This window comes from Leifsonia sp. 2TAF2, assembly GCF_052115085.1.
Taxonomy (GTDB): domain Bacteria; phylum Actinomycetota; class Actinomycetes; order Actinomycetales; family Microbacteriaceae; genus Leifsonia.
In genome coordinates, this window is sequence record NZ_JBFRFY010000002.1 from 703,766 (window position 1) to 726,896 (window position 23,131).

The 23,131-nt window shown below is 70.8% G+C and carries 21 protein-coding genes; 11 read left to right on the forward strand and 10 right to left on the reverse strand.

The window, feature by feature from the left end; translation table 11 throughout:
• Nucleotides 1-14 precede the first annotated feature (14 nt).
• The gene (locus AB4Z18_RS15605; RefSeq protein ID WP_441783652.1) at nt 15-1,160 is read left to right on the forward strand and encodes a cystathionine gamma-synthase; all 1,146 of its coding nucleotides are present in this window, start codon (nt 15-17) and stop codon (nt 1,158-1,160) included.
• Between the two features lie 20 nt (nt 1,161-1,180).
• On the forward strand, nt 1,181-1,600 hold the full coding sequence (locus tag AB4Z18_RS15610; RefSeq protein WP_441783653.1) for a VOC family protein: 420 nt from the start codon (nt 1,181-1,183) through the stop codon (nt 1,598-1,600).
• 14 nt (nt 1,601-1,614) lie between these two features.
• Here AB4Z18_RS15610 and AB4Z18_RS15615 read toward each other — a convergent pair whose 3' ends face one another.
• Nucleotides 1,615-1,869: a hypothetical protein gene (locus AB4Z18_RS15615; protein WP_441783654.1), complete on the reverse strand. Its 255-nt coding sequence runs from the start codon at nt 1,867-1,869 to the stop codon at nt 1,615-1,617.
• A gap of 222 nt (nt 1,870-2,091) precedes the next feature.
• Here AB4Z18_RS15615 and AB4Z18_RS15620 point away from each other — a divergent pair, with 222 nt between their 5' ends.
• Both AB4Z18_RS15620 and AB4Z18_RS15625 read left to right on the forward strand, forming a co-directional pair.
• Nucleotides 2,092-3,204 carry a glutamate--cysteine ligase gene (locus tag AB4Z18_RS15620; RefSeq protein WP_441783655.1) on the forward strand — a complete coding sequence of 371 codons (1,113 nt, stop codon included), beginning with the start codon at nt 2,092-2,094 and terminating at the stop codon, nt 3,202-3,204.
• Between the two features lie 85 nt (nt 3,205-3,289).
• On the forward strand, nt 3,290-3,559 hold the full coding sequence (locus tag AB4Z18_RS15625) for a hypothetical protein (RefSeq protein ID WP_441783656.1): 270 nt from the start codon (nt 3,290-3,292) through the stop codon (nt 3,557-3,559).
• Nucleotides 3,560-3,591: 32 nt separating this feature from the next.
• Here AB4Z18_RS15625 and AB4Z18_RS15630 read toward each other — a convergent pair whose 3' ends face one another.
• The 3 genes from AB4Z18_RS15630 to AB4Z18_RS15640 all read right to left on the reverse strand — a co-directional run bounded on the left by AB4Z18_RS15630 (nt 3,592) and on the right by AB4Z18_RS15640 (nt 5,698).
• The gene (locus tag AB4Z18_RS15630) at nt 3,592-3,798 is read right to left on the reverse strand and encodes a hypothetical protein (RefSeq protein WP_441783657.1); all 207 of its coding nucleotides are present in this window, start codon (nt 3,796-3,798) and stop codon (nt 3,592-3,594) included.
• Between the two features lie 81 nt (nt 3,799-3,879).
• Nucleotides 3,880-4,041, reverse strand: coding sequence for a hypothetical protein (locus tag AB4Z18_RS15635; protein WP_441783658.1), 162 nt, complete (start codon nt 4,039-4,041; stop codon nt 3,880-3,882).
• 70 nt (nt 4,042-4,111) lie between these two features.
• Nucleotides 4,112-5,698, reverse strand: a complete 1,587-nt coding sequence (locus AB4Z18_RS15640; protein WP_441783659.1) for a Na+/H+ antiporter — start codon at nt 5,696-5,698, stop codon at nt 4,112-4,114.
• A 153-nt stretch (nt 5,699-5,851) separates the two neighbouring features.
• Between AB4Z18_RS15640 and AB4Z18_RS15645 the strand changes: the two genes are divergently transcribed.
• The 5 genes from AB4Z18_RS15645 to AB4Z18_RS15665 all read left to right on the forward strand — a co-directional run bounded on the left by AB4Z18_RS15645 (nt 5,852) and on the right by AB4Z18_RS15665 (nt 13,147).
• Nucleotides 5,852-7,144 carry a glycosyltransferase gene (locus AB4Z18_RS15645; RefSeq protein WP_441783660.1) on the forward strand — a complete coding sequence of 431 codons (1,293 nt, stop codon included), beginning with the start codon at nt 5,852-5,854 and terminating at the stop codon, nt 7,142-7,144.
• Complete coding sequence (locus tag AB4Z18_RS15650; RefSeq protein ID WP_441783661.1) at nt 7,141-9,210, forward strand: ArnT family glycosyltransferase; 2,070 nt, start codon at nt 7,141-7,143, stop codon at nt 9,208-9,210. Before AB4Z18_RS15645 ends, AB4Z18_RS15650 begins: the two co-directional genes overlap by 4 nt.
• A gap of 49 nt (nt 9,211-9,259) precedes the next feature.
• Nucleotides 9,260-10,600 carry an APC family permease gene (locus AB4Z18_RS15655; RefSeq protein WP_441783662.1) on the forward strand — a complete coding sequence of 447 codons (1,341 nt, stop codon included), beginning with the start codon at nt 9,260-9,262 and terminating at the stop codon, nt 10,598-10,600.
• A 68-nt stretch (nt 10,601-10,668) separates the two neighbouring features.
• On the forward strand, nt 10,669-11,679 hold the full coding sequence (locus AB4Z18_RS15660; RefSeq protein WP_441783663.1) for a LacI family DNA-binding transcriptional regulator: 1,011 nt from the start codon (nt 10,669-10,671) through the stop codon (nt 11,677-11,679).
• 79 nt (nt 11,680-11,758) lie between these two features.
• Nucleotides 11,759-13,147 (forward strand): MFS transporter, encoded by a 1,389-nt coding sequence (locus AB4Z18_RS15665; RefSeq protein WP_441783664.1) that lies wholly within the window; start codon nt 11,759-11,761, stop codon nt 13,145-13,147.
• Between the two features lie 48 nt (nt 13,148-13,195).
• Here the strand turns inward: AB4Z18_RS15665 and AB4Z18_RS15670 are convergent, their stop codons facing one another.
• A complete protein-coding gene (locus tag AB4Z18_RS15670; protein ID WP_441783665.1) occupies nt 13,196-13,888 on the reverse strand; it encodes a FadR/GntR family transcriptional regulator in 693 nt (230 codons plus the stop codon).
• A 142-nt stretch (nt 13,889-14,030) separates the two neighbouring features.
• Between AB4Z18_RS15670 and AB4Z18_RS15675 the strand changes: the two genes are divergently transcribed.
• Together AB4Z18_RS15675 and AB4Z18_RS15680 are read left to right on the forward strand one after the other, a co-directional pair.
• Nucleotides 14,031-15,443 carry a GntP family permease gene (locus AB4Z18_RS15675; RefSeq protein ID WP_441783666.1) on the forward strand — a complete coding sequence of 471 codons (1,413 nt, stop codon included), beginning with the start codon at nt 14,031-14,033 and terminating at the stop codon, nt 15,441-15,443.
• A complete protein-coding gene (locus tag AB4Z18_RS15680; RefSeq protein WP_441783667.1) occupies nt 15,440-15,931 on the forward strand; it encodes a gluconokinase in 492 nt (163 codons plus the stop codon). The genes AB4Z18_RS15675 and AB4Z18_RS15680 overlap by 4 nt, the downstream gene beginning before the upstream one ends.
• 107 nt (nt 15,932-16,038) lie before the next feature.
• Here AB4Z18_RS15680 and AB4Z18_RS15685 read toward each other — a convergent pair whose 3' ends face one another.
• From AB4Z18_RS15685 to AB4Z18_RS15705, 5 genes are all read right to left on the reverse strand, one after another.
• The gene (locus AB4Z18_RS15685; protein WP_441783668.1) at nt 16,039-17,469 is read right to left on the reverse strand and encodes a xylulokinase; all 1,431 of its coding nucleotides are present in this window, start codon (nt 17,467-17,469) and stop codon (nt 16,039-16,041) included.
• Between the two features lie 103 nt (nt 17,470-17,572).
• Entirely contained in the window at nt 17,573-18,763 is a 1,191-nt protein-coding gene (xylA, locus tag AB4Z18_RS15690) for a xylose isomerase (protein ID WP_441783669.1), read from the reverse strand.
• A gap of 80 nt (nt 18,764-18,843) precedes the next feature.
• Nucleotides 18,844-21,168, reverse strand: a complete 2,325-nt coding sequence (locus AB4Z18_RS15695; RefSeq protein WP_441783670.1) for a beta-glucosidase — start codon at nt 21,166-21,168, stop codon at nt 18,844-18,846.
• Between the two features lie 32 nt (nt 21,169-21,200).
• Nucleotides 21,201-22,097: a carbohydrate ABC transporter permease gene (locus tag AB4Z18_RS15700; protein WP_441783671.1), complete on the reverse strand. Its 897-nt coding sequence runs from the start codon at nt 22,095-22,097 to the stop codon at nt 21,201-21,203.
• Nucleotides 22,094-23,128 carry a carbohydrate ABC transporter permease gene (locus AB4Z18_RS15705; RefSeq protein WP_441783672.1) on the reverse strand — a complete coding sequence of 345 codons (1,035 nt, stop codon included), beginning with the start codon at nt 23,126-23,128 and terminating at the stop codon, nt 22,094-22,096. The genes AB4Z18_RS15700 and AB4Z18_RS15705 overlap by 4 nt, the downstream gene beginning before the upstream one ends.
• Nucleotides 23,129-23,131: the final 3 nt, after the last annotated feature.

Sequence of the window (23,131 nt, forward strand, 5' to 3'; positions counted from 1 at the left end):
ACAGGAAGACGACAATGACACACGGTTTCGCGACGCGCGCCATCCACGAGGGTCAGGAGTTCGACCCGACGACCGGCGCGATCATCCCGCCGATCTACCAGACCTCGACCTACGTCCAGGACGGCATCGGCGGCTTGCGCGGCGGATACGAATACAGTCGCGGGGGCAACCCGACGCGGACCTCGCTGGAGACGCTGCTGGCGTCGCTCGAGGGCGGCGTGCGTGCGCTGTCCTTCGCCTCCGGGCTCGCCGCGGAGGACGCGCTGCTGCGCGCCGCGCTCCGCTCCGGCGACCACATCGTGCTCGGCAACGACGCGTATGGCGGCACGCACCGGTTGATCGACCGCATCCACAGCGAGTGGGGCATCCGCAACACGACGGTCGACCTGGCCGACCTCGACGCGGTGCGTGCGGCGCTCGGAACCGATGGCACGCGGATGCTGTGGATCGAGACGCCGAGCAACCCGCTGATGAAGATCAGCGACATCGCGGCCCTCGTGGAGCTCGGCCACGCGGTCGGCGCGGTCGTCGTCGTCGACAACACGTTCGCCTCGCCGGCCCTGCAGCAGCCGCTGTCGTTCGGCGCGGACGTGGTGGTCCACTCGACCACGAAGTACCTGGGCGGCCACTCCGACGTGATCGGCGGCGCCCTGATCTTCGCCGACGAGGAGCTGGCCGAGAAGGCGCAGTTCCTCCAGTTCGCGGCGGGCGCGGTGTCTTCCCCGATGGATGCGTGGCTCACCACGCGGGGGATCAAGACGCTGCAGGTGCGGGTGCGCCAGCACAGCGCCAACGCGCAGGCCATCGCCGAGGCGCTCGTCGGCGACCCTGCGATCGAGACCGTGTACTACCCGGGCCTGCCGGATCACCCCGGCCACGAACTCGCCGCACGCCAGATGAGCGGCTTCGGCGGGATGCTGTCGGTCGCGCTGGCCGGCGGTGCTCAGGCGGCGCGCCGGTTCGCGGAGTCGACCAGCGTCTTCCAGCTCGCGGAGTCGCTCGGCGGCGTCGAGTCGCTGATCGGCTACCCGTCGGAGATGACGCACGCCTCGGTCCGCGGGACGCCGCTCGAGGTGCCCGACAACATCGTGCGGCTGTCGGTCGGCATCGAGGATGTCGACGACCTGCTGGAGGACGTGCAGCAGGCCCTCCGTCGGTAGTCGGCGCTAGCCTCGGGCGCATGGACCAACGCATCAGCCTCGTGACCCTCGGCGTCGCCGACCTCGACCGCTCCCGCACCTTCTACGAGGGCGGCCTCGGCTGGCAACCGGCCGACGCGCCAGAGGGCGTGGTGTTCTACCAGCTGCCCGGGATGGCGTTCGGCCTGTTCGGCCGGGATGATCTGGCGGAGGATGCGCGGCTGCCGATCGACGGCACGTTCAGCGGCATCACCCTCGCCTGCAACCAGCGCTCGGAGGCGGAGGTCGACCGGGTGCTGGAGCAGGCGGAGGCGGCCGGTGCGCGCATCCTGAAACCGGCGGAGCGCGTGTTCTGGGGCGGCTACTCGGGGTACTTCGCCGACCCCGACGGCCACGTCTGGGAGGTCGCGTACAACCCGGGGTGGACGATCGCGGAGGACGGCTCGCTCACCGTGGCGTGAGCGCCCGCCTCCCGTCAGTCGAGGGCGGGGTAGATGCGGGTGCCGCGCTCGAAGAAGCGCGGCGGCTCGGTCGAGGTGCGGATGACGCCGTCGCGGTGAAAGGCGCGCAGGTCGGCGAAGAGGCCGGGCAGCCGCAGGGCGTGCAACTCGTCCACGGTGATGCCGGGGCGCTCAGCGATGAGAGTCAGGAGCCGATCGCGCGCCGCCGGGTCGCTGCGCTCGGTGAGGAGTGACGCATCGAAGGGGATCCGGGCCTTCGTATCCCACATGGCGACTCCTCGTGTCTCGCTCCGGTGCGCTGCGACGATTTCTTGCGCCGCAGAGTCAGTTATAGGACATGGTTCGGCGCGCGGCAAATGGTATACGACGCCTATCGCCGTTCGCGCGGCCTATGCCGCAACGGATCGGCTTTCGGATTCCCGAGCCGCATACGGAACATTCACGGCGATCCGGGTATTGTCCGCTCGCCGCGCCTCACCGATAGTTGAAGGGTGAGGACTTTCGGGGTGGAGGAGGAGCTTCTCCTGGTCGACGCGCGGGGCGTGGCGTCGCCCGTTGCCCCGCTCGTGCTCGCGGACGCACCGCCGGTGATCGACGGTCCGTCGGTCAGCGCAGAGTTCAATCAGGAGATGATCGAGACGCAGACGCGTCCGCAGTTGGCGACCCGCGACCTCCTGCTCGACATCGTCGGCGGACGGGAGCTCGCCGACAGCCTGGCGCAGCTCCACGGGGCGCGCGCGATCGCGGTGGGGATGTCGCCGACGCGGCTGCGGCCGCACGTCACGGACGATCCGCGGTACGCGAAGATGATCGAGCGCTACGGGCTCACCGCGCGGGGGACGCTCGTCTGCGGCTACCACGTGCACGTCGGCATCGACTCGCGCGACGAAGGGGTCGGGGTCATCGACCGCATCCGCACCTGGCTTCCGACGCTCCTCGCGCTGAGCGCGAACTCGCCGTACTTCGCTGGGGCGGACACCGGTCACGCGAGCTACCGTTTCGCCGCGTGGCACCAGTGGCAGAGCGCGGGCCCCACCGACGTCTTCGGCTCGGTGGAGGCGTACGACCGCTTCGAGCGTCTGCTCGTCGACACCGGCGTCATCCTCGACACGGGGATGCTGTACCTCGACGCGCGCGTCTCGCACAAGCAGCCGACGGTCGAGATCCGCGTCGCCGATGTCTGCCTCGATGCCCGGGACGCCGCGGTGATCGCCGCGCTGGTGCGCGCCCTGGTCGATACCGCCGCCGACGAGTGGCGTGCGGGTGTCGAACCCGCGCCCGTCCCCTCCGCCGCCCTACGCCTCGCCGAATGGCAGGCCGCGCTGACCGGCGTCGCCGGCTCGCTGCCGCATCCCGTCACCTGGCTCGAGGTCTCCGCGGTGGAGGCGGTGGATGCGCTGCTCGCGCACACCTGGGCGGCGCTGGAGGCGAACGGCGACCTGGCCCTGGTCCGCAAGGGTCTGGCGCGCATCCACGCGACCGGCGGCGGTGCGGGCCGTCAGCGTGCAGCATTCGGCAAGCGCGGGCGGATTCGTGATGTCGTCGCGCTCGCCGTGGCTGCCACGCACGAGCAGTCGGAGGACGACGACCAAGTCGTCGCATGACGCCCGGGCAACGGTTGTGGCGGACGCCGGTCATGCAGGTTCACGCGCCCTTCCGTGCGTGCTGGATCGCGCCTATTCTGCGGTCATGACGGAGAAGGAGCTCGCCCACCAGCACGCCGTCTACACCTACGGCTCGCTGCCGCTGACGCTCATGTACAGCCCGACCGCGACCGCGGCCTGGGAGGTGTACTACGGGGGCGAGTACCTCGGGCTCATCGAGGAGGTGCACAGCACCGGCGAGCTGTGGCCGGCGTTCGTGGCCCGGCTTCCGGGCGAGGAGGAGGCCGGCGACGGCATCCCCGCGTCCGACTGGCGGGTCGCTGTGGAGGTGCTCGCCGGGCAGGCGGGACTCTGACGGCCGACCGGGGTCGGCATCCAGCGGCGCGCTCAGAAAGCGAACTGCGACCACTCGTCACGGGCGAGCGAGACCTGCTCGCCGCGCGAGTCCACGATCCAGTGATCCGGAGTGCAGCCCAGGTAGGTGCACAACAGTGTCTGACTGGTCCAGCCGTCTGCCGAACGGATCCAGCGCACCAAGTGCACGTCCTGGCCCGCCTTCGGAACGTTCCCGATCGGTGCTTCGAATGTCGTCACGCTGCACTTCCTCCCCTGGTGCGGCCTGTCTAGGCATGACCCTAGCGGGGTACACGACCGGGGGACAAGAGGTGCGGCGGATCAGTTGCCGCTGTCGTCCTCCAGCGGATCGTATTCATCGTGCTCCGGCTCGAAGACGCCGTCCGCGTCGTACGGCCCCGTGTCCCCTCCCTCGGCGATGGCGTCGGTGTCGACCGGCTCGCCCGAAGCGGTCTCCGGCCAGTTCTCCTTGGCGTCGCTCATGGTGCGCCCCTTCCGTGGATGCTCTGAGCGCGATGGTAGACGGCTGGTCGGGCGCGGGAAAGGGCCGGCCTCACTCGCCGGGCTCGCGGCCGGTCAGCCGGACCTCCTCCACGTCGAGCCGGCGCTGCACATCCCGCAGCACGATGTCGTCGATTTCGCCCTCGTCCCGCAAGCGGAGGACTTCCTCGCGCTTGCAGTTCAGCAGCGCGAGGCGCAGTTCGGTGTCCTGACGGCTGCGCTCGACGGCGTCGTCGCCCTCCTTCGACTCGTCCTCGGCGTCGAGCAGTTCCAGGTGCTCCTCGAATTCGCCCTGGATGCGTTCGCTGAGCTCGGGATCGACGCCCAGCCGGCGGGCGAGCTCCGGGAGCTCGTCAAGGGCGGCCCGGGTCGCGCTCGTCTCGGCGAGCCGCAGCTCGTGCCCGACCGACTCGTCGGCCGGGAGCTTCGCCCACCGCACCACCGACGGCAGGATGAGGCCCTGGACCACGAGCGTCACCACGATCACACCGGTGGTGACGAAGACGATGAAGTCCCGCTCGGGGAAGGGTTGACCGGAACCGATGGTGGCGGGCACGGCCAGGGCGGCGGCCAGCGAGACGGCGCCGCGGAAACCGGACAAGCTGCTGACGACCCGCCAGCGGCTGCTCATCCGCCGCGCCTTCTGCTGGGGGCGACGGTCGAGGAGGCGGATCAGGAAGACCGAGCCGAACTGGAAGGCGAACCGCACCCCGACGATCGCGAGGGTGACGGCGACGATGGCGACCAGTCCCATCCCGAGGTCGCGGGTCGCCAGCTCCGTCGTCGAACGCGGCAGCTCGATGCCGACGAGGACGAACAGGCTCGCGTTCAGGAGGAACGTGGAGAACGACCAGAAAGCGTCCGACTGTCGCCGTCCCTCGGCCACGCCGATCCGCGGACCGACCTGGCTGATGATGAGGCCCGCCACCACAACAGCGAGCACCCCTGACGCGTGGATGAACTCCGCCAGCAGGTAGGCGACGAAGGGCGTCAGCAACATCGCGATGTTCTGCGTGATGGCGTCGCGCATCCGCTTGCGCGCCTGGATCGCGAGCCAGGCGACGAGTGCGCCGACCGCTGCTGCGCCGAGGTACGCGATCAGGAAGGTGACGGTCACGCCTCCGAAGCTCACATCCGCATCGCCGACGGTGAAGCCGACCGCCAGCGACCAGAGGACCAGGGCGGTCCCGTCGTTCACCAGGCTCTCGGCGCGCAGGATCGTCACGTTCCTCCGCGGCAGAGCGTGAGTGAATGACGTCATCGCGGTGGCGTCGGTCGGAGCGATGGCTGCGCCCAGGACCCACGCCGGACCCCATGGCAGCCCGAGCGCGTGGGCAAGCACGGCGACCACGGCAGCAGTGAGGACGACGAGCAGCGTGCTCATCAGGATGATGCCGCGCAGGTTCGACTTGATCTCCCGCAGCGAGGTGGTGAGGCTCTCCCAGTAGAGGATCGCGGGAAGGAACAGGAACAGCACCACCTCCGGCGCGAGCTCGACCTTCCCGAAGAGCGGGATCAGGCCGATCAGGATGCCGATGCCGACCAGGAGCAGCGGCTGGGCGATCCCGGTCTTGCGGGCGATGACCTTCGTCAACAGCGTGGTGACGCCGATCACGACCACGAGTTCGAGTCCGAGCACTGGACCTCCTTCTGACACATCCTCCCGCGGTGGCGGGTGGGCCGTAACCCTCAGGGGGCGGATGTGCAGGGCATAGGAATCCCGCGGGAAAGGCATGCGGGGCGCATAGATACGGAAAAGGTCACGAAGAGGTAACGACGCGAGGGTGTCGGCATGACGCACGAACCCTCCCACCCACCGACGCTGCCTCTGGCGCTCGACGTCGTCGTGCCCGTCTACAGCGAGCAGGCGACGCTCGACACGTCCATCCGCCGGCTGCACGACTACCTCTCCGGTGCGCTGCGCTACAGCTGGCGCATCACGATCGCGGACAACGCCAGCACCGACGCGACGCCCGCGCTCGCCGACGCGCTCGCGACGGAGCTGCCGAACGTCGTCGCCGTGCACCTGCCTCTGAAAGGGCGCGGGCGCGCCCTCAAGCAGGTGTGGGGCGAGTCGCACGCCGAGGTGCTCGTCTACCTCGACGAAGACCTCTCCACCGACCTCGCCGCGCTTCCCCCGCTGGTCGCGCCGCTGCTCTCCGGCCACTCGGACCTCGCGATCGGCACCCGGCTCGGCCGCAGTTCCCGCGTGGCCCGCGGAGGCAAGCGCGAGTTCATCTCGCGCAGCTACAACCTGCTGTTGCGGCGGGCGATGTCGGTCGGCTTCAGCGATGCTCAGTGCGGATTCAAGGCGATCCGCCGGGATGTCGCCCAGCGCCTCCTCCCGCTGGTCGAGGACGACGGCTGGTTCTTCGACACCGAGCTGCTCATCCTCGCCGAGCGTGCCGGGCTGCGCATCCACGAGATCCCGGTCGACTGGGTCGACGACCCGGACAGCTCGGTGGACATCGTGCGCACCGCCACCGACGACATGAAGGGGATGCTGCGGGTCGGCACCAACCTGGCCCGGGGGCGCATCCCGCTCGAAGCCGTGTACGCGGAGCTCGGTCGGCGGCCGTTCGCGCCGCCGACGCCTCCCGGCTTCTTCGGGCAGGTGCTCCGGTTCGGCGTGATCGGGGTGCTCTCCACCGCCGCGTACGCCCTGCTCTACCTCCTCCTCCAGGGCATACTGACCGCGCAGGTCGCCAACCTGGCGGCGCTGCTCATCACCGCGGTGGCCAACACCGGGGCGAATCGGCGATTCACGTTCGGCGTGAACGGGCCCGGGATGGTGCGGCACCAGTTTCAGGGCCTCGTCGTCTTCGGTATCGCCTGGGCGCTCACCAGCGGGTCGCTCGCGGTCCTCCATGCCGCGGCTCCGCACGCCTCCGCCCACGTGCAACTCCTCGTGCTGACGGCCGCCAACCTGGCGGCCACCCTGATCCGGTTCGTACTGCTGCGGCTGTGGGTGTTCCGCAGACCGCCGCGATCGGCCGCGGCCGGGCATCCGGCGGAGCGTCGGCCGGCGCCTCCCCGTTCGACCGAACCCACGCCTGTGTCCCTGACCTCCACCGAAAGCGAGTGATCGCCATGTCCACTACCGTCACCCCCGCCGCCCCTCCGACCTCCCGGAACACGGCTGCACCTCCGGGCCGCCTGCGTGGCGCGCTCCGTCAGCTTGTCCGCGGGCGAGAAAGCGCCGCCGCCTGGGAGCGACCCGCTCTGCTCGTCCTGCTGGCCATGACGGCGCTCCTCTACCTCTGGGACCTCGCGGCCAGCGGATACGCCAACTCCTTCTACTCCGCCGCTGTGCAGGCGGGCGGCGTGAACTGGGAGGCGTTCTTCTACGGCTCCAGCGACGCGGCCAACTCCATCACCGTCGACAAGCCGCCCGCGAGCCTCTGGATCATGGCGCTCTCGGTCCGGCTGTTCGGGTTGAGCTCGTGGAGCATCCTCGTGCCGGAGGCGCTGATGGGCGTCGCGACCGTCGGACTGGTATACGCGACGGTCCGTCGTCACTTCACCGCGCGTACCGCCCTGCTCGCGGGCAGTGTGCTCGCGATCACCCCGGTGGCGGCGCTGATGTTCCGGTTCAACAACCCGGACGCACTGCTCGTTCTGCTGCTGACGCTCGCCACCTACCTGACCCTCCGGGGCATCGAGAGCGGCCGGATCCGCTGGGTCGTGTGGGCCGGGGTGGCAGTCGGCTTCGGTTTCCTCACCAAGCAGCTGCAGGCCTTCCTCATCCTGCCCGTGCTCGCCGGGGTCTACCTGGCGGCGGCGCCGCTGTCGTGGCGGAAGCGCTTCGGTCACCTGTTCGCGGCCCTCGGCGCGGTGATCGTCTCGGCCGGCTGGTGGGTGGCGATCGTGGAGCTCGTGCCGGCGTCGATGCGCCCGTACATCGGCGGATCGCAGACGAACAGTTTCCTCGAACTGACCTTCGGCTACAACGGGCTCGGACGGCTGACCGGCAACGAGACCGGCTCGGTGACCGGCGGAGGCGGCGCCACGGCGGGCGGTGGGATGTGGGGCTCGACCGGCATCCTGCGCATGTTCGAGAACGAAGTCGGCGGCCAGATCTCGTGGCTGCTGCCCGCGGCCCTCGTGCTCTTCGCGCTGGCGCTCGTTCTCGGCCGGCGGAGACCCCGCGCCGATGGCCGGCGCGCCACGCTGCTGCTCTTCGGCGGCTGGCTGGTCGTCACCGCCGTCGCTTTCAGCTTCATGGCGGGCATCTTCCACGCGTACTACACGGTCGCCCTTGCGCCGGCCCTGGCCGGGACGGTCGCGATCGGTGCCGCGGCTGCATGGGGCGCGCGTCGGCTCCTTGCGGTCCGCATCCTCTCCGCCGCCACCGTGCTCGGGACGGGCGTGTGGGCCTGGGTGCTGCTGGATCGGGCGGCCGACTGGCTCCCATGGCTGAAGGTCGTGGTCCTGGTGGCGTCGGTCATCGCGGCGGCGCTGCTGCTGCTCCCGCCGCGCCGGACGCTGGCGGCGGTCACCATCGGGGTCACCCTCGTCGCGGCACTGCTCGGGCCGCTGGCGTACACCCTGCAAACGGTGACCACCGCGCACACCGGCTCGATCGTGACCGCCGGGCCCACCGTCGCGGGCGCTATGGGCGGGCCCGGCGGGGGACGGGGCTTCGGCGGTGGTGCCCCGGGCGGGGCGAACGCGCCCGGGGGGACGGGTGCGGCAGGCGGCACGCCGCCGAACGGTGCGCCGGGGGCGGGAGCGGCGCCTGGAGCGGGTACGGCGACCGGCGGGACGGGCGCTGCCGCGGGCGGCGGCATGGGCTCGCTGCTCGGGGCGGGGACTGTCGGCTCGAAGCTGGCGGCGCTGCTCGCGACGGACGCCTCGGACTACACCTGGGTGGCCGCCGCCGTCGGATCGAACTCCGCCGCCGGCTACCAGCTGGCGACGCAGCAGGCCGTCATGCCGATCGGCGGCTTCAACGGCTCGGACCCGTCGCCCACACTGGCGCAGTTCAAGCAGTACGTGGCCGACGGGCGCATCCACTACTTCATCGCGGGAGGCGTAGGCGGTCAGGCGAATGGCGGCAGCAGTGCGTCGAGTGCGATCGCGGCCTGGGTGGCGGACACGTTCACCGCGCAGACGGTGGACGGGGTGACGGTCTACGACCTGACGCAGTGACCGCTCGCACCACCTCGCCGATGTCGGGGGTCCGCGCCATCATGAGACCATGACGGAACGCGGGCCCTCGACCACGCGCGCCCCCGGTCCGGAGCCCGAGCTGCCCGATCCGCGGGTGCCACAGGCGCCGCACGGGCGCCTTGGGGTCGCCGGCGGAGCGGCGCTGTACATCGCCGCAGTGCTCGGCACCGGCATCCTGGTGCTGCCCGCCCTCGCCGCCGCGGCGGCAGGCCCCGGCGCGATCATCGCGGTCGCGGCGCTGGCGCTCATCTCCATCCCGCTGGCGGCCACCTTCGCCGCCCTCGCCCGGCGGCATCCGGACGCGGGAGGCGTTGCCACCTTCGCCCGGCGGGCCTTCGGGCCGGACGCCGCGCGCATCATCGGCTACTGGTTCTTCTTCGGCACCCCGATCGGTGCTCCGATCGCCGCCCTGATGACGGCGCGCTACGTCGTCGCTGTGATCGGCGGCGACGCAGTCAGCACCACCCTCATCGCGGTCGGGCTGATGGTGATCCCGATCGTGGTCACCGCCTTCGGCGTCCGGTTCGCCGCGTCGGTCCAGCTCGTGCTCTCCGGTGCGCTGATCGCCGTGCTCGTATTCGTCCTCGCGGCGGCCGCACCGCATGCGCATCCGCAGAACCTGGAGCCCCTGCTCCCGCATGGTTGGGGCGGCGTAGGCCTCGCGATGAGCCTCTACATCTGGGCGTTCGCCGGGTGGGAGGCGGTTGCCGGGATCGGTGGCGAGTTCCGCAACCCGCGCCGGGACATCCCGCGCGCCACCGTCCTCGCCCTGGTGATCGTGTCGGTGGCCTACCTCGCCATCCAGACCGTCACCGTCGCCGTGCTCGGTGACGGCGCCGCGTCGAGCGCAGTCCCGCTGCTCGACCTCGTCGAGGTCGCGACGGGCTCCGGCGGCGGTGTGGTGGTCGCGGTCATCGCCGCGATCGTCGTGACCGGAGTCTTCAACGCCTACCTCGCCGCCTTCAGCAAGCTCGGGGCGGCGATGGGACGCGATGGCGACCTGCCCGCCTGGTTCGGCCGCGGTGTGGAGAACGGGGCGGTCGCGCGGCGGGGGCTGCTGCTCTCCGCGGTCGTCATGGCGCTCTACTCGGTCGTCGTGCTGGCGGGTGGCGACCTGCCGCCGTTCATCCTCGTGCACACCAGCATCGCGGCAGCCGTCTACGGCTTGGGGGTCGCTTCGGCACTCCGGTTACTCCCCGTCCGCTCGGCCGGATGGTGGATGGCGCTGATCTCCTGTGTGCTGGCGGCGGGGCTCCTGGTGCTGGCGGGATGGCACCTCGTCTTCCCGGCGGGCGTCGCTCTCATCGCGCTCGTGGTCGGTGTCATCGCGCGGCGCACAACGCGGGGCACGCAGCGCGATCCCGCATAATGGGGGCAGTCGCGGCGCCGGGGCCGTGATCGCGCGGCCGGACGGCCGCGACGCAGAGAGGGGGCGCAGTGACCGAGCATGCGCGCGCCGCCAGCATGCGTGACGTCGCGGCGCTTGCGGGCGTCTCGCACCAGACCGTCTCCCGCGTGATCAACGGGCACGCCAACATCCGGGAGTCCACGCGGCAGCGGGTTCGCGACGCGATGGCACAGCTTCACTACCGCCCCAACCGCGCCGCCCGGGCCCTGGTGACGGCCCGCTCGCGAACGATCGGTGTGCTCTCCACCTCGGCCGCCGCCCTCTACGGTCCGGTGTCCAGCATCAACGCGATCCAGGATGCCGGACGTGCGGCCGGCTACTACGTCGCGGTGTCGCAGCTTGCCGACCTGAGCGGCGACTCGATCGCGGCCGGCCTCGACCACTTGCTCGCCCAGTCCGTCGAGGGCATCGTGGTGATCGCGCCGCAGGAGGTGGTGATCGAGCAGCTCGAGACCGCCGCCCTCGACGTCCCCTACGTGACCCTGCAGGGCGGGCCGTCGACCGTTCAGCGCGAGCTGACCGTGGACCAGGTGGCCGGCGCGCGGGCGGCCACCCGTCACCTGGTCTCGCTCGGACACCGCCGGATCGCCCACATCTCCGGACCGCTCGAGTGGTTCGAGGCCCAGGCGCGCGTCCACGGCTACCGCGCCGAGCTGGCCGCAGCGGGACTCGAGCCGGAGCCCGCCGCCGAGGGGGATTGGACGGCGGAGTCCGGCTACCGCGTCGGGCTGGGGGTGCTCCGCGATCCGGGCGTGACGGCCGTCTTCACCTCCAACGACCAGATGGCGCTCGGGCTGTACCACGCGGCGCATGAGCTCGGCAGGAGCATCCCCGGCGACGTCAGCGTCGTCGGCTTCGACGACATCCCGGAGGCCGCCCATTTCTGGCCGCCGCTCACGACGGTCCTGCAGGATTTCACCGACCTGGGGCGACGCAGTGTCGAGAGCCTGGTCTCCGAGATCGAGGGCGGCTTGGAGCCGAAAGCCGTCAGCCTGCTGCCGGACCTCATCGTGCGCGCCTCCACCGCCCCGCGGGACTGAGGCGCCCCGCGCGCCTGAGGCGCCCCGCGCACCTGAGGCGCCCCTGCTGACGTCGGTGGCGCGGCCTAGGCTGTTCCCCATGAGCTCGCGCGACCTGGATTCGGTGTCCGCGGCCTCCGCATCCCCCGACCTCGCGCCGCCGGGCGGCGTGCTGAGCCCGCGGTACCGCTGGACGAGCATAGGGATGTGCCTCCTGATCATGCTGGCCGCGTTCGAGGCGCTGGCCGTGACGACGATCATGCCGACGGTCAGCCGCGAGCTCGACGGCGCCGCGCTCTACGCGTTCGCCTTCGCCGGCCCACTCGCGGTCAGCGTGGTCGGGATGGTGTCGGCGGGCGCCTGGGCAGACCGCGGCAGTCCGCGAGCCGCTCTGATCGCGTCGGTCGTCCTGTTCGCCGCGGGGCTCCTCGTCGCCGGGACCGCCCCGACGATGGGCGTGTTCGTCGCGGGGCGGCTGGTGCACGGTCTCGGGGGCGGAGCGCTGACGGTCGTGCTGTACGTGATCGTCGCCCGCGTCTATCCGCCGGTGCTGCATCCACGGATCTTCGCCGGCTTCGCAGCGGCGTGGGTGATCCCGTCGCTGATCGGCCCGTTCATCGCCGGCATTCTCAGCGAGACGGTCGGCTGGCGGTGGGTCTTCCTGGGCGTGGTCGCGTTAGTGGCCCTCGCGATGCTCATGGTGGTCCCGGTCATGCGCGGAGTGCTCCCGCACGGGGACGGCGGTCCGTTCCGGGTCGGCCGGCTGCTCTGGGCGGTGCTGCTGGCGTGCGCCGTGCTGGCGCTCACACTCGCGGCGGAGGCCACCGGTCCGGTGCAGTGGATCGTGCCGGTTCTGGCCGCGGCGGTGGCCGTCTTCGCCATCCGGCCGCTGATCCCGCGCGGAACGCTGCTCGCCCGCCGAGGACTGCCCAGCGTGATCCTGATGCGCGCCGTCGTCGCGGGCACGTTCTTCGCCTCCGAGGTCTACGTCCCGCTGATCATGGTCACCCAGTACGGACTGTCGGCGGCGATCGCCGGGCTCGCGCTGACCGCGGCCGGGCTGACGTGGTCGGGCGCGTCGTGGGTGCAGGGCCGGTTCCCGGGGATCGGTAACGGGATGGCCGCCCGGCTCGGCGCACTCGGTCTGACGATCGCGCTCGCCTCCCTCATCGCCACGGCCGTGTGGCACCTCAACCCGGCGGTCGTCGTCGTCGGCTGGGCGTTCGCCGGGGCCGGCATGGGCATCCTGTACCCCCGGCTCGGTGTCCTCACTCTCGAGTATTCGAACCCTGACGATCAGGGCTTCAACAGTTCGGCGCTGTCCATCGCCGACGCCACCGGATCCGCGGTGGCTCTGGCCGCGACGGCGATCGTGTTCGCGGCCTTGCGCGGGCTTCCCGGCGGCTGGCCGTTCGCCGGGGCGTTCGCCGTCGCTGCGGTGCTGTGTCTGGCGGCCTGGGTCATCGGTCCGCGGTTGCGGCGTCGCTGAGGGGCGGCCGCGGGACGCGCGGCCGCGTCTGACTCTACGAGCGCCGGGTCAGCGCGCCAGCCGCTGCACCGCGGCGTCCGCCTCCTCGACGATGGCCCGCATCCCATCCTCCGCGGCGGCCGCGTCCCCCCGGCGGACGGCCGCGGCGACCTCCTCGTGCAGCCGTATCGCCTCCGGGTTGGCGTTGTGGGGCATGAGGGCGTGGGCTGTCCGTCCGTTGAGCGCTTCCGCCACCGCGCTGTTGAGCGCCGCGAACACGGGGTTGCCGGATGCCTCCAGCAGGATCCGGTGGAAGTCGCGGTCGTGTGCCAGGTACTCGTCCCGGTCGGCGGAGCGCTGCGTCGCCGACATCCCGACGATCGCCGCCGTGAGGGCGCCGCACTGGTCGGGTGTCGCCCGCGAACTCGCCAGCCGCGCGGCGACGGGTTCGACGGCGAGCCGCAACTCGCTGAGGTCGCCCAGCGCGTCGAGACGGTCCGGCCCTGCCAGACGCCAGCCCAGGATGCGCGGATCGAGCGCCTGCCACTGGCCGGCGGGCATGACCACCGTGCCGCGACGGCGGCGGGCTTGAACGAGGCCCAGCGACTCGAGCACGCGGATGCACTCGCGGAGCACGGTACGGGAGATGCCCAGCCCCTCGGGCGTCAGGACCGTCCCGACCGGGATGTCGCCGGAGACGATGCGGGCGCCCAGCGACGCGATGGCCTGCTCGTGCAGGGAGCCGGGCGCTGGCTGGGTCACACCTCATTATCGGCGGCTGGACACGTCAGGTCAAAGCGGCTCGCCGCAGCGATACGTCAGCTAATACGTTCATTGATTAGACACAAATCAGATTTATTCCTAGAGTGTTCGTGCCCTACCCGCATCACGACCGAGGACGTTCATGACTACATCGATGCTCACGCTGCTGACCGCAGCGGCCCCCGCACCAACACCCCAACCGACAGCCCCCGAGGGGCAGCTCATCATCGCCGCGATCGCCGGCATCGCCGTGATCGTGGTGCTCATCACCTGGCTCAAGCTGCACCCCTTCCTTTCGCTCCTGCTCGGCTCCCTGGTCGCCGGCATTGCAGGCGGGATGGCGGCGGATGCCGCGGTCGCCAGCTTCATCACCGGCTTCGGCAACACGATGGGCAGCGTCGGCGTGCTCATCGGCCTCGGCGCGATGTACGGCAAGCTGCTGGCCGACTCGGGCGGTGCCGACCGTATCGTCGACACGCTCGTGTCGCGGACCAGCGCACGTTTGCTTCCGTGGACGATGGGCGCGGTCGGAGCGATCATCGGCCTGCCGATGTTCTTCGAAGTCGGCCTCGTGCTCCTCATGCCGGTCATCATCCTGGTGACGCGCCGGTCCGGGCTCCCGCTGATGCGGATCGCGCTTCCGACCATCGCCGGTCTGTCCGCCATGCACGGCCTCGTGCCGCCGCATCCCGGACCGCTCGTCGCGATCGGCGCCCTCGGCGCCAACCTCGGGCTGACCCTCGCCTTCGGCGTGATCGTCGCCATCCCGACCATCGCCATCGCGGGACCGCTCTTCAGCCGACTGGCGGCGAAGTGGGTTCCGGTCGGCGTCCCCGCGCTGTTCGTCCCCGAAGAGGGTGAGACCCGTCGGCGCCCGAGCTTCGCGGCGGCGCTCGTCAGCATCCTGCTGCCGGTCGTGCTCATGCTGGGCAAGGCTGTCGCGGACATCGCCTCGCCGACCGCCTCGCCGGTGTGGAAGGTCGTGCTCGACTTCCTCGGCACGCCGGTCATCGCGCTGACCGTCGCCGTCCTCGCCGGTCTGCTGCTGCTCGGAGTCGGCGGCGGGATGGACCGCAAGGCGATCTCGACCAGCCTCGGAGCGTCGCTTCCGCCCATCGCCGGGATCATCTTCATCGTCGGCGCCGGCGGCGGCTTCAAGCAGGTCCTCGTCGACACCGGCATCGGGCAGGTCATCGCGGGCTGGGCGACGGGCGCCAGCGGCATCGTCGTGCTGCTGCTCGCGTGGACGGTCGCGGCGCTCATCCGCGTCGCCACCGGGTCCGCAACGGTCGCGACTGTCACCGCCGCCGGGATCCTGCTGCCGCTCACCGAGCACCTGTCGACGCCGATGGTCTCCCTCATGGTGCTCGCGATCGGCGCAGGTTCGGTGTTCTTCTCGCACGTGAACGACGCCGGGTTCTGGCTGGTGAAGGAGTACCTGGGCTTGAGCATCCCGCAGACGCTGAAGAGCTGGACGGTGCTCGAGTGCCTGATCTCGCTCGTCGGGCTGACCGGCGTGCTGCTGCTGAGCCTGTTCGTGGGCGGCCTGGGGTGAGCGCCCGCGCGGTCGTCGTGATGGGGGTGGCGGGGTGCGGCAAGTCGACCGTCGCCGAGCTGCTCGCTGAGCGCCTGGACTGGGAGCTGCTGGAGGGCGACGCCCTGCACCCGGCGGCGAACGTCGAGCGCATGGGGGCGGGCATCCCGCTCACCGACGACGACCGCGCGCCCTGGCTCGCCGCCGTGGCGGCATGGATGGACGAGCGCCTGCAGGCCGGCCGCTCGGTCGTCATCGCCTGCTCCGCCCTGGCGCGGCGCTACCGCGACGTGCTGCGCCGCGACGAGGTGGTGTTCCTGCACCTGACCGGCTCGTCAGGCCTGCTGGCCGAGCGCCTGGCGTCGCGCGAGCACCACTTCATGAAGTCCGGGATGCTGCAGTCGCAGCTCGACCTCCTGGAGCCGCCGGGGCCCGACGAGCACCACCTCACCCTCGACATCGCCGAGACGCCCGCCGCCCTGGCCGCCCGCGCCGCCGCCGCCCTCTAACCCCCGACCCAAGCCAACTGCTCCTGAGTTTTTCCCGCGACACGCGGCGCGTCGGCGGAAAAACTCAGGAGCTGTTGGCTTGGGGAGGGAGAGACAGGGGTGCCGGGTCAGGGGCGCGCGGCGGCGTACTGGGTGCGGATGACGGAGCGGGTGTCGACCGGGAGGGCGGCCGAGGTCTCGACGGTCCACGACGGGCGCGAGCCCGTCAGCGCCCAGGCGGCCTGCACGGCGCCGCCGTCGGCGACGTACTCGCCCGGCACCGGCACCTCGACCGGCGCATCGAAGACCTGCGCGGCCACCTGCGCCACGGCCGGGTTCTGCGCCGCACCGCCGATGAGCAGGATGCGCCGCTCACGGACACCGACGGAGCGCACCGCATCCAGCCCGTCGGCCAGGCCGCACAGCATCCCCTCGATCGCCGCGCGCGCCAGGTTGGCCGGCGTCGTCGAGGCGAGGGTGAGGCCGTGGATCGCGGCCTTCGCGTCGGGGAGGTTCGGCGTCCGCTCGCCCTCGAAGTAGGGGATGAGCACCACGCCGCTCGACCCCGGCTCCGCGGAGAGCGCCAGGGCGGAGAGACCGTCGTGGTCGACCGAGAGCAGTCCGGCGACGGAGCCGAGCACCCGGGCCGCGTTGAGGGTGGCGATCAGGGGTAGGGAGACGCCTGACGCGTCGGCGAAGCCGGCGACGGTTCCGGTGGCGTCCGCGATCGGCGCATCCGTGACCGCGAAGACGGTCCCCGAGGTGCCGATCGAGACGACCACGTCGCCTTCCGCGGCGCCGAGCCCGAGGGCGGCTCCTGCGTTGTCGCCGGCGCCGGGGCCGACCAGCACGCCGGACGGCGTGCGCCCAGCTGCCTCGGAGGGGCCCAGCACGCGCGGCACGACGACCGACCCGTCAGCGGGCGAGCCGGCCTCCCTGCCCGGCCGGCCGAGCGCTCGCTGGAACAGGTCGAAGTCGTATGCGCCGGTCGCCGCGCCCCAGTACGCCGTGCCGCTGGCGTCGGAGCGGTCGGTGGTCAGCGCGTCGAGGTCCGGACCCAGCTCGCTCTCGCCAGCCGGGCCGTAGCCGCGCAGGCGCCAGGTGAGCCAGTCGTGGGGGAGGGCGACGGCCGCGACGCGCGCGGCGTTCTCCGGTTCGGCGTCGCGCAGCCAGCGCAGCTTGGTGGCCGTGAAGGAGGCGACCGGCACCACGCCGACGCGGGCGGCGTACTCGTCCGCCCCCACCTCGTCGATCAGGTCGCGGGCCGCCTGCGCCGAGCGGGTGTCGTTCCAGAGCAGGGCGTCGCGGATGACGCGGCCGTCCGCATCCAGCACCACCATCCCGTGCTGCTGGCCGGCGACCGAGATCGCCGCCACATCGTCGAGCCCGCCGGCCGCGTCCAGGGCCTCCTGCAGCGCGGACCACCAGGCGGCGGGGTCGACCTCGGTGCCGTCGGGATGCACGGCGCGCCCCGAGCGCACGAGCGCCCCCGTCTCGAGGTCGCGGACGACCACCTTGCAGCTCTGGGTCGAGGAGTCGACGCCGGCGACCAGTGTCACGCGGGTGTCCTTTCAGAGAATCGAGGTGCTCGCAGGTGCCGCCGACACGCCGGTCGGGGGAGCACCTACGAGCACCTCGCGGAAATGGGAGAGGGGATGTGGGTCAGCGTGCTCCGAGCAGGTGCTCCAGGGCGAGCTGCTGCAGGCGGACGAAGCCGAAGCCCTTGCCGCCGAAGTACGCGCTCGCGTCGAAGTCCTCGTACGCGCTGCGGTCGGCGAGCAGGTCGTCGTACGACTCGCCCTCACCCAGCGTCGGACGGGTCAGCTCGATGACGCGCGACGCCTCCAGCTGCTCCTGCACCTCGGGGTCGGCGCGGAACGCCTTCGCCCGCTCCTTCAGCAGCAGGTAGGTGCGCATGTTGGCAGCGGCCGACTCCCACACGCCGGTGATGTCCTCGGTGCGCGACGGCTTGTAGTCGAAGTGGCGCGGGCCGTCGTAGGCCGGGCCTCCGTCGGGGCCGCCGTTCTCGAGCAGGTCGACGAGCGCGAACGCGTTCTGCAGGTCGCCGTGACCGAAGACGAGGTCCTGGTCGTACTTGATGCCGCGCTGCCCGTTGAGGTCGATGTGGTAGAGCTTGCCGTGATACAGCGCCTGGGCGATGCCTGCGGCGAAGTTCAGCCCGGCCATCTGCTCGTGGCCGACCTCGGGGTTGAGGCCGACGAGCTCGGGGCGCTCCAGCGACTCGATGAAGGCGAGCGCGTGTCCGAGCGTCGGGAGTAGGATGTCGCCGCGCGGCTCGTTGGGCTTCGGCTCGATGGCGAAGCGGATGTCGTAGCCCTTGTCGGTGACGTAGTCGCCGAGCAGGTTGACGGCCTCGCGGTAGCGCTCCAGGGCCGAGCGGATGTCCTTGGCGGCGTCGTACTCGGCGCCCTCACGACCGCCCCACATCACGAACGTCTTGGCGCCGAGCTCGGCGGCCAGGTCGATGTTGCGGAGCACCTTGCGGAGCGCGAAGCGGCGCACGGCGCGGTCGTTGGAGGTGAAGCCGCCGTCCTTGAAGACCGGAGCGCTGAACAGGTTGGTGGTGACCATCGGCACGATGATGCCGGTGTCGGCGAGGGCCTGCTTGAGCCGGTCGATCTGCTTCTGGCGCTCGGCGTCGGTCGAGCCGAAGGCGAACAGGTCGTCGTCGTGGAAGGTGAGGCCGTAGGCGCCGAGCTCGTCGAGCTTGTGTACGGCCTCGACCACGTCGAGCTGGGGACGGGTGGGGCCGCCGAACGGGTCGGTGCCGTTGTAGCCGATGGTCCACAGACCGAACGAGAACTTGTCGGCGCGGGTGGGGGTGAGGCTCATGGTGTTTCCTTCAGCGTCGTCGGTGATTTGTTGTTTCAATAAACTTATACAGCAGTCTCGCGTCGTGCGCGAGTCCCGGTTCAGAGCGCGTCGGTGAAGACGGCACCCACGCTAGCCGCCTCGACCTCCGAGGTCACGAGGCGGGCGTCGGATGCGGTGACGTAATGCACCGGGCCGGTGATGGTCAGTTCGTCGGACGTCTCGCGCAGGTCGCACGAAGGGCCGGCCCAGATCTCGACCAGTCCCGGCTCCACGATGCGACGCAACGACCGGTCAGAGAACGCCAGGCGAGTGGTCGGCACCGCGAAGCGCACGATCGCCTCCTCGCCGGGCTGCAACTCGACGCGACGGTAACCCAGCAGCTGGGCGACGGGGCGCGTCACACTGGCGTGCACATCCCGCGCGTACAGCTGCACCAGGTCGGTTCCCGGCCGGTCGCCGGTGTTCCGGACGCGCACGCTCGCGCTGAACGTCCCGCCGGCCGCGACCTCCCGCTCCACAGTGAGCTCGGTGTGCTCGAAGCTCGTGTACGAGAGCCCGTGCCCGAACGGCAGCACCGGTGTGCTGTCCGCACTGGTGATCTCGTTCGGACCGCCCAGTACAGGGTGCAGGTAGGAGTACGGCTGCGCGCCCGCCGAACGGGGGAGCGACACCGGGAGGTGTCCGGAGGGCGACACGCGACCCGAGAGCACGGCGGCGAGGGCGCGTCCGCCCTCCTCGCCCGGGAAGAACGCCTGCAGCACTGCCGCAGGGGCGGTCACGCCCTCGACCGCCCAAGCGATCGCGTAGGGACGGCCGGAGAGTACGACGAGCACGACCGGGGTGCCGGTCGCGACGACCCGCTCGACCAGTTCGCGCTGGATGCCCGGAAGCTCCAGACTCTCGACATCGTTTCCTTCGCCGACGGTTCCGCGGCCGAACAGGCCGGCGCGGTCACCGACGACGACCACTGCGACATCGGCGGCGCTCGCCGCGGCGACGGCTGCGGGGATGCCGGATCGGTCGTCGCCCTCGACGGCGCAGCCGCGCTCGTGCGAGACCGTCGCCGACGAGAACTCCTCCCGCACCGCCTCCAGCACCGAGGGCAGCTCGAACCCGAGCGGCACCTCCGGGTGGTGCGCGAGCACGTGGTTCGCGAACGAGTAGCAGCCCATCAGGGCTTCAGGCGCGTCCGAGTTCGGGCCGAGTACGGCGATCCGCTTCGGTGCGCCCGCCAGGGGCAGGGTGCCGTCGTTGGTCAGCAGGACGAGCGACTCCTCCGCCAGGCGGAGCGCCACATCCCGATGCGCGGGCGTGTCCAGGTCGATGGAGGTCGGCGGCTCGTCGAAGGTCGCATCCAGCAGCCCGAGCTCCTCCTTCTGCGCAAGCACGCGCAGCACCGCGCGGTCGACCAGTGCCTCATCCACTTCACCCGAGCGGATGCGGGAGGCGAGCGGCTCGAGGAAGGCGTCGCCGGTGGGCAGCTCCACATCGATCCCGGCCTCGAGGGCCAGCTCCGCCGCCTCGCCGAGGTCGGCGGCGACGCCGTGCATCGTGTGCAGGAACGCGACGGAGAAGTAGTCGGAGACCACCGTTCCCGTAAATCCCCACTCGTCGCGGAGGATGCCGGTCAGGTACTCGGGGCTCGCCCCGACGGGGACGCCGTCGATCTCGGCGTACGAGTTCATGACCGACCGCACCCCGCCATCCCGCAGCGCCATCTCGAACGGCGGCAGCAGGGTGTCGCGCACCTCGCGCGGTCCGGCGTGCACCGGGGCGTGGTTGCGTCCGGCCTGCGACGCTGAGTACCCGACGAAGTGCTTCAGCGTCGCGTGGACGCCAGCACCCTGCAGCCCGCGCACGTACGCGGTGCCGAGCGTTCCGACCACGTACGGGTCTTCGGCGATGCACTCGTCGACGCGGCCCCAGCGCGGATCGCGGATCACATCCAGCACCGGCGCAAGACCCTGGTGGATGCCCAGCTCGCGCATCGAGAGACCGATCAGGGCGGCCATCTGCTCCACGAGCTCCGGGTCGAACGACGCGCCCCACGCCAGCGGAGTGGGGAAGGTCGCGGCCTTCCACGCGGCGAGCCCGGTCAGGCACTCCTCGTGCACGAGCGCCGGGATGCCGAGCCGCGTCTCCTCCTTCAGGCGGCGCTGCTCGGCCCACAGCCAGGCTGCGCGCTCGGCGGGGTCGACCGGCCGGGTGCCGTAGACCCGCGTGAGCTGCCCGAGACCGTGCGCGGTGACATCCGCGTAGGCGCCCGGGTTGCCCATCTCGCCGGCCATCGGCGCCACCAGCTCGTCGCCCTTGTCGACCCAGAAGCCGACCAGCTGGGCGAGCTTCTCATCCAGCGTCATGTCGGCGAGGATCCCGCGGACACGGTCGGAGGGCGCGAAAGGGCGCGGAAGGGATTCGGTCATGTCGATCTCACACTTCTCGAGATGGTCGGGCGTCAGCCCTTGACGGCGCCGGTCAGCCCGCCGACGATGCGGCGTTCGAACAGGCTGAAGAAGATCAGCGCCGGGATCATGGACAGCGACGTGAACGCGAGCACCTTGGCTGTGTCGACGGAGTACTGCGACGAGAACGCCTGCACTCCGAGCGGCAGCGTGAACGTCGCCTCGTTGTTGAGGAGGAAGAGGGGCAGCAGGTAGCTGTTCCAGCTCGCGATGAAGGCCAGGATGCCCACGGTGATGACGCCGGGCATCGACAGCCGCAGCACCATCCGCCAGAAGAAGCCGAGCCGGCTGCAGCCGTCGATGAACGCGGCCTCCTGGATCTCATCCGGAATCGCCCGAAGGAACGGCACCAGGATGATGATCGTCGTCGGCAGCGCGAACGCGATCTGCGGCAGGATGACGCCGACCAGCGAGTTCATCAGGCCCAGGTTCCGCACCACGATGTACAGCGGCGTGATGGCCACCGTGATCGGGAACATCAAGCCGGCGGCGAACAGCGCGTACAGGATGCCGCGGCCGCGGAAGCGGTAGCGGGCGAGCACGTAGCTGGCCATGAGCCCGAGGATGATGACGCCGATCGTGGTGACGACCGCGACGATCGTCGAGTTCCCGACCTCGGCCCAGAAGGTTCCGCCGGTGAGGACGCCGATGTAGTTCTGCACGTTCCACGGGTTGGGGAACCCGGCTGGGTCCACCGTGATCTGCGAATTGGTGCGGAAGCCGCCGAGCACGATGTACACGATCGGGGTCAGCATCAGCGCGATCACGACGAGGGCGATGAAGTAGACGCTGGGGGAACCCCAGGGCAGCGACTTCGCCTTCTTGCGATCCGGGGCCTTCAGGACGCCGGGGGCGTCGGGAGCGTCCGGGATGACGACGAACGCGCTCATCGGTTCTTCCTTCCTCTGCGCCTGTCACCCGTGATCGCGCCCTCGGTGTCGCGCCGGAGCACGAACCGCTGGTAGAACAGCGCGACGATGAGGGAGATCAGGAAGATCACGACGGCGACGGCGTTTCCGTAGCCGAAGTTGCCGGCGTTGCGGCCGTTGGCGACCATGTATGTCGCCATGGTCGAGGTGCCGGCGGTCGAGGCCACGTACTGGCCCCAGATGATGTAGACGAGGTCGAACAGCTGCAGCGCTCCGATGATCGATAGGAACGCCCAGATCCGCAGCGTCGGGCCGAGCAGCGGAAGCGAGATTCGGCGCTGGATCTGCCAGTAGGACGCCCCGTCGAGCGCGGCCGCCTCGTACAGCTCCTCGGGGATGCCCTGGAGCCCGGCGAGGAAGAGGATGACGGCGAAGCCGACGTACTTCCAGGTCAGGATGGCCAGCAGCGTCCAGATGGCGATGCTCGGGTCGGACAGCCAGTCGTGGGCGAGGAAGCCCATGCCGATGTTCTTCAGGAACCCGTTCAGCGCGCCGTTCGTGGCGAGCATCAGGCTCCAGCCGGTGCCGACGACGACCTCGGCGATGACGTATGGCACGAAGATCAGGACGCGGATGATGGACTGTCCGCGCATCTTGCGGTTGAGCAGGAGGGCCAGCAGGATGGCGACCGGCCCCTGCAGGACCAGCGAGCCGATCACGATCAGCCCGTTGTGCATCAGCGCCTGCTGGAAGGCGGAGTCCTCAAGGATGGTGACGTAGTTCTGCAGTCCGACGAAATCCGTCGCCGGTCCGTAGCCCTGCCAGCGGAAGAATCCGTAGTAGGCGGCGATCACGACCGGGAAGATCACGAACGCCAGGAAGACGATCGCCGCAGGGCCGGCAAGGAGCAGGATCTCCAGGCGCATCGCCCAGCCGGTGCGCTTGCGGCGCGGCCGCGACGGGAGCGACGCGACTGCGCCGCTCCCGTCGTGCTGCGCGAGGTCCGACTGCGGCTTGACGCCGGTGGACGTGTTCTCGCGGGTGTTGCTCACGAG

Bases quoted from the DNA above. Each gene is read 5' to 3' on its own strand.
- AB4Z18_RS15605 (WP_441783652.1), top strand. From the start codon at position 15: ATGACACACGGTTTCGCGACGCGCGCCATCCACGAGGGTCAGGAGTTC.
- AB4Z18_RS15615 (WP_441783654.1), bottom strand. From the start codon at position 1,869: ATGTGGGATACGAAGGCCCGGATCCCCTTCGATGCGTCACTCCTCACC.
- AB4Z18_RS15625 (WP_441783656.1), top strand. From the start codon at position 3,290: ATGACGGAGAAGGAGCTCGCCCACCAGCACGCCGTCTACACCTACGGC.
- AB4Z18_RS15700 (WP_441783671.1), bottom strand. From the start codon at position 22,097: ATGAGCGCGTTCGTCGTCATCCCGGACGCTCCCGACGCCCCCGGCGTC.
- AB4Z18_RS15665 (WP_441783664.1), top strand. From the start codon at position 11,759: ATGAGCTCGCGCGACCTGGATTCGGTGTCCGCGGCCTCCGCATCCCCC.
- AB4Z18_RS15655 (WP_441783662.1), top strand. From the start codon at position 9,260: ATGACGGAACGCGGGCCCTCGACCACGCGCGCCCCCGGTCCGGAGCCC.
- AB4Z18_RS15675 (WP_441783666.1), top strand. From the start codon at position 14,031: ATGACTACATCGATGCTCACGCTGCTGACCGCAGCGGCCCCCGCACCA.
- AB4Z18_RS15635 (WP_441783658.1), bottom strand. From the start codon at position 4,041: ATGAGCGACGCCAAGGAGAACTGGCCGGAGACCGCTTCGGGCGAGCCG.
- AB4Z18_RS15695 (WP_441783670.1), bottom strand. From the start codon at position 21,168: ATGACCGAATCCCTTCCGCGCCCTTTCGCGCCCTCCGACCGTGTCCGC.
- AB4Z18_RS15610 (WP_441783653.1), top strand. From the start codon at position 1,181: ATGGACCAACGCATCAGCCTCGTGACCCTCGGCGTCGCCGACCTCGAC.
- AB4Z18_RS15645 (WP_441783660.1), top strand. From the start codon at position 5,852: ATGACGCACGAACCCTCCCACCCACCGACGCTGCCTCTGGCGCTCGAC.
- xylA (WP_441783669.1), bottom strand. From the start codon at position 18,763: ATGAGCCTCACCCCCACCCGCGCCGACAAGTTCTCGTTCGGTCTGTGG.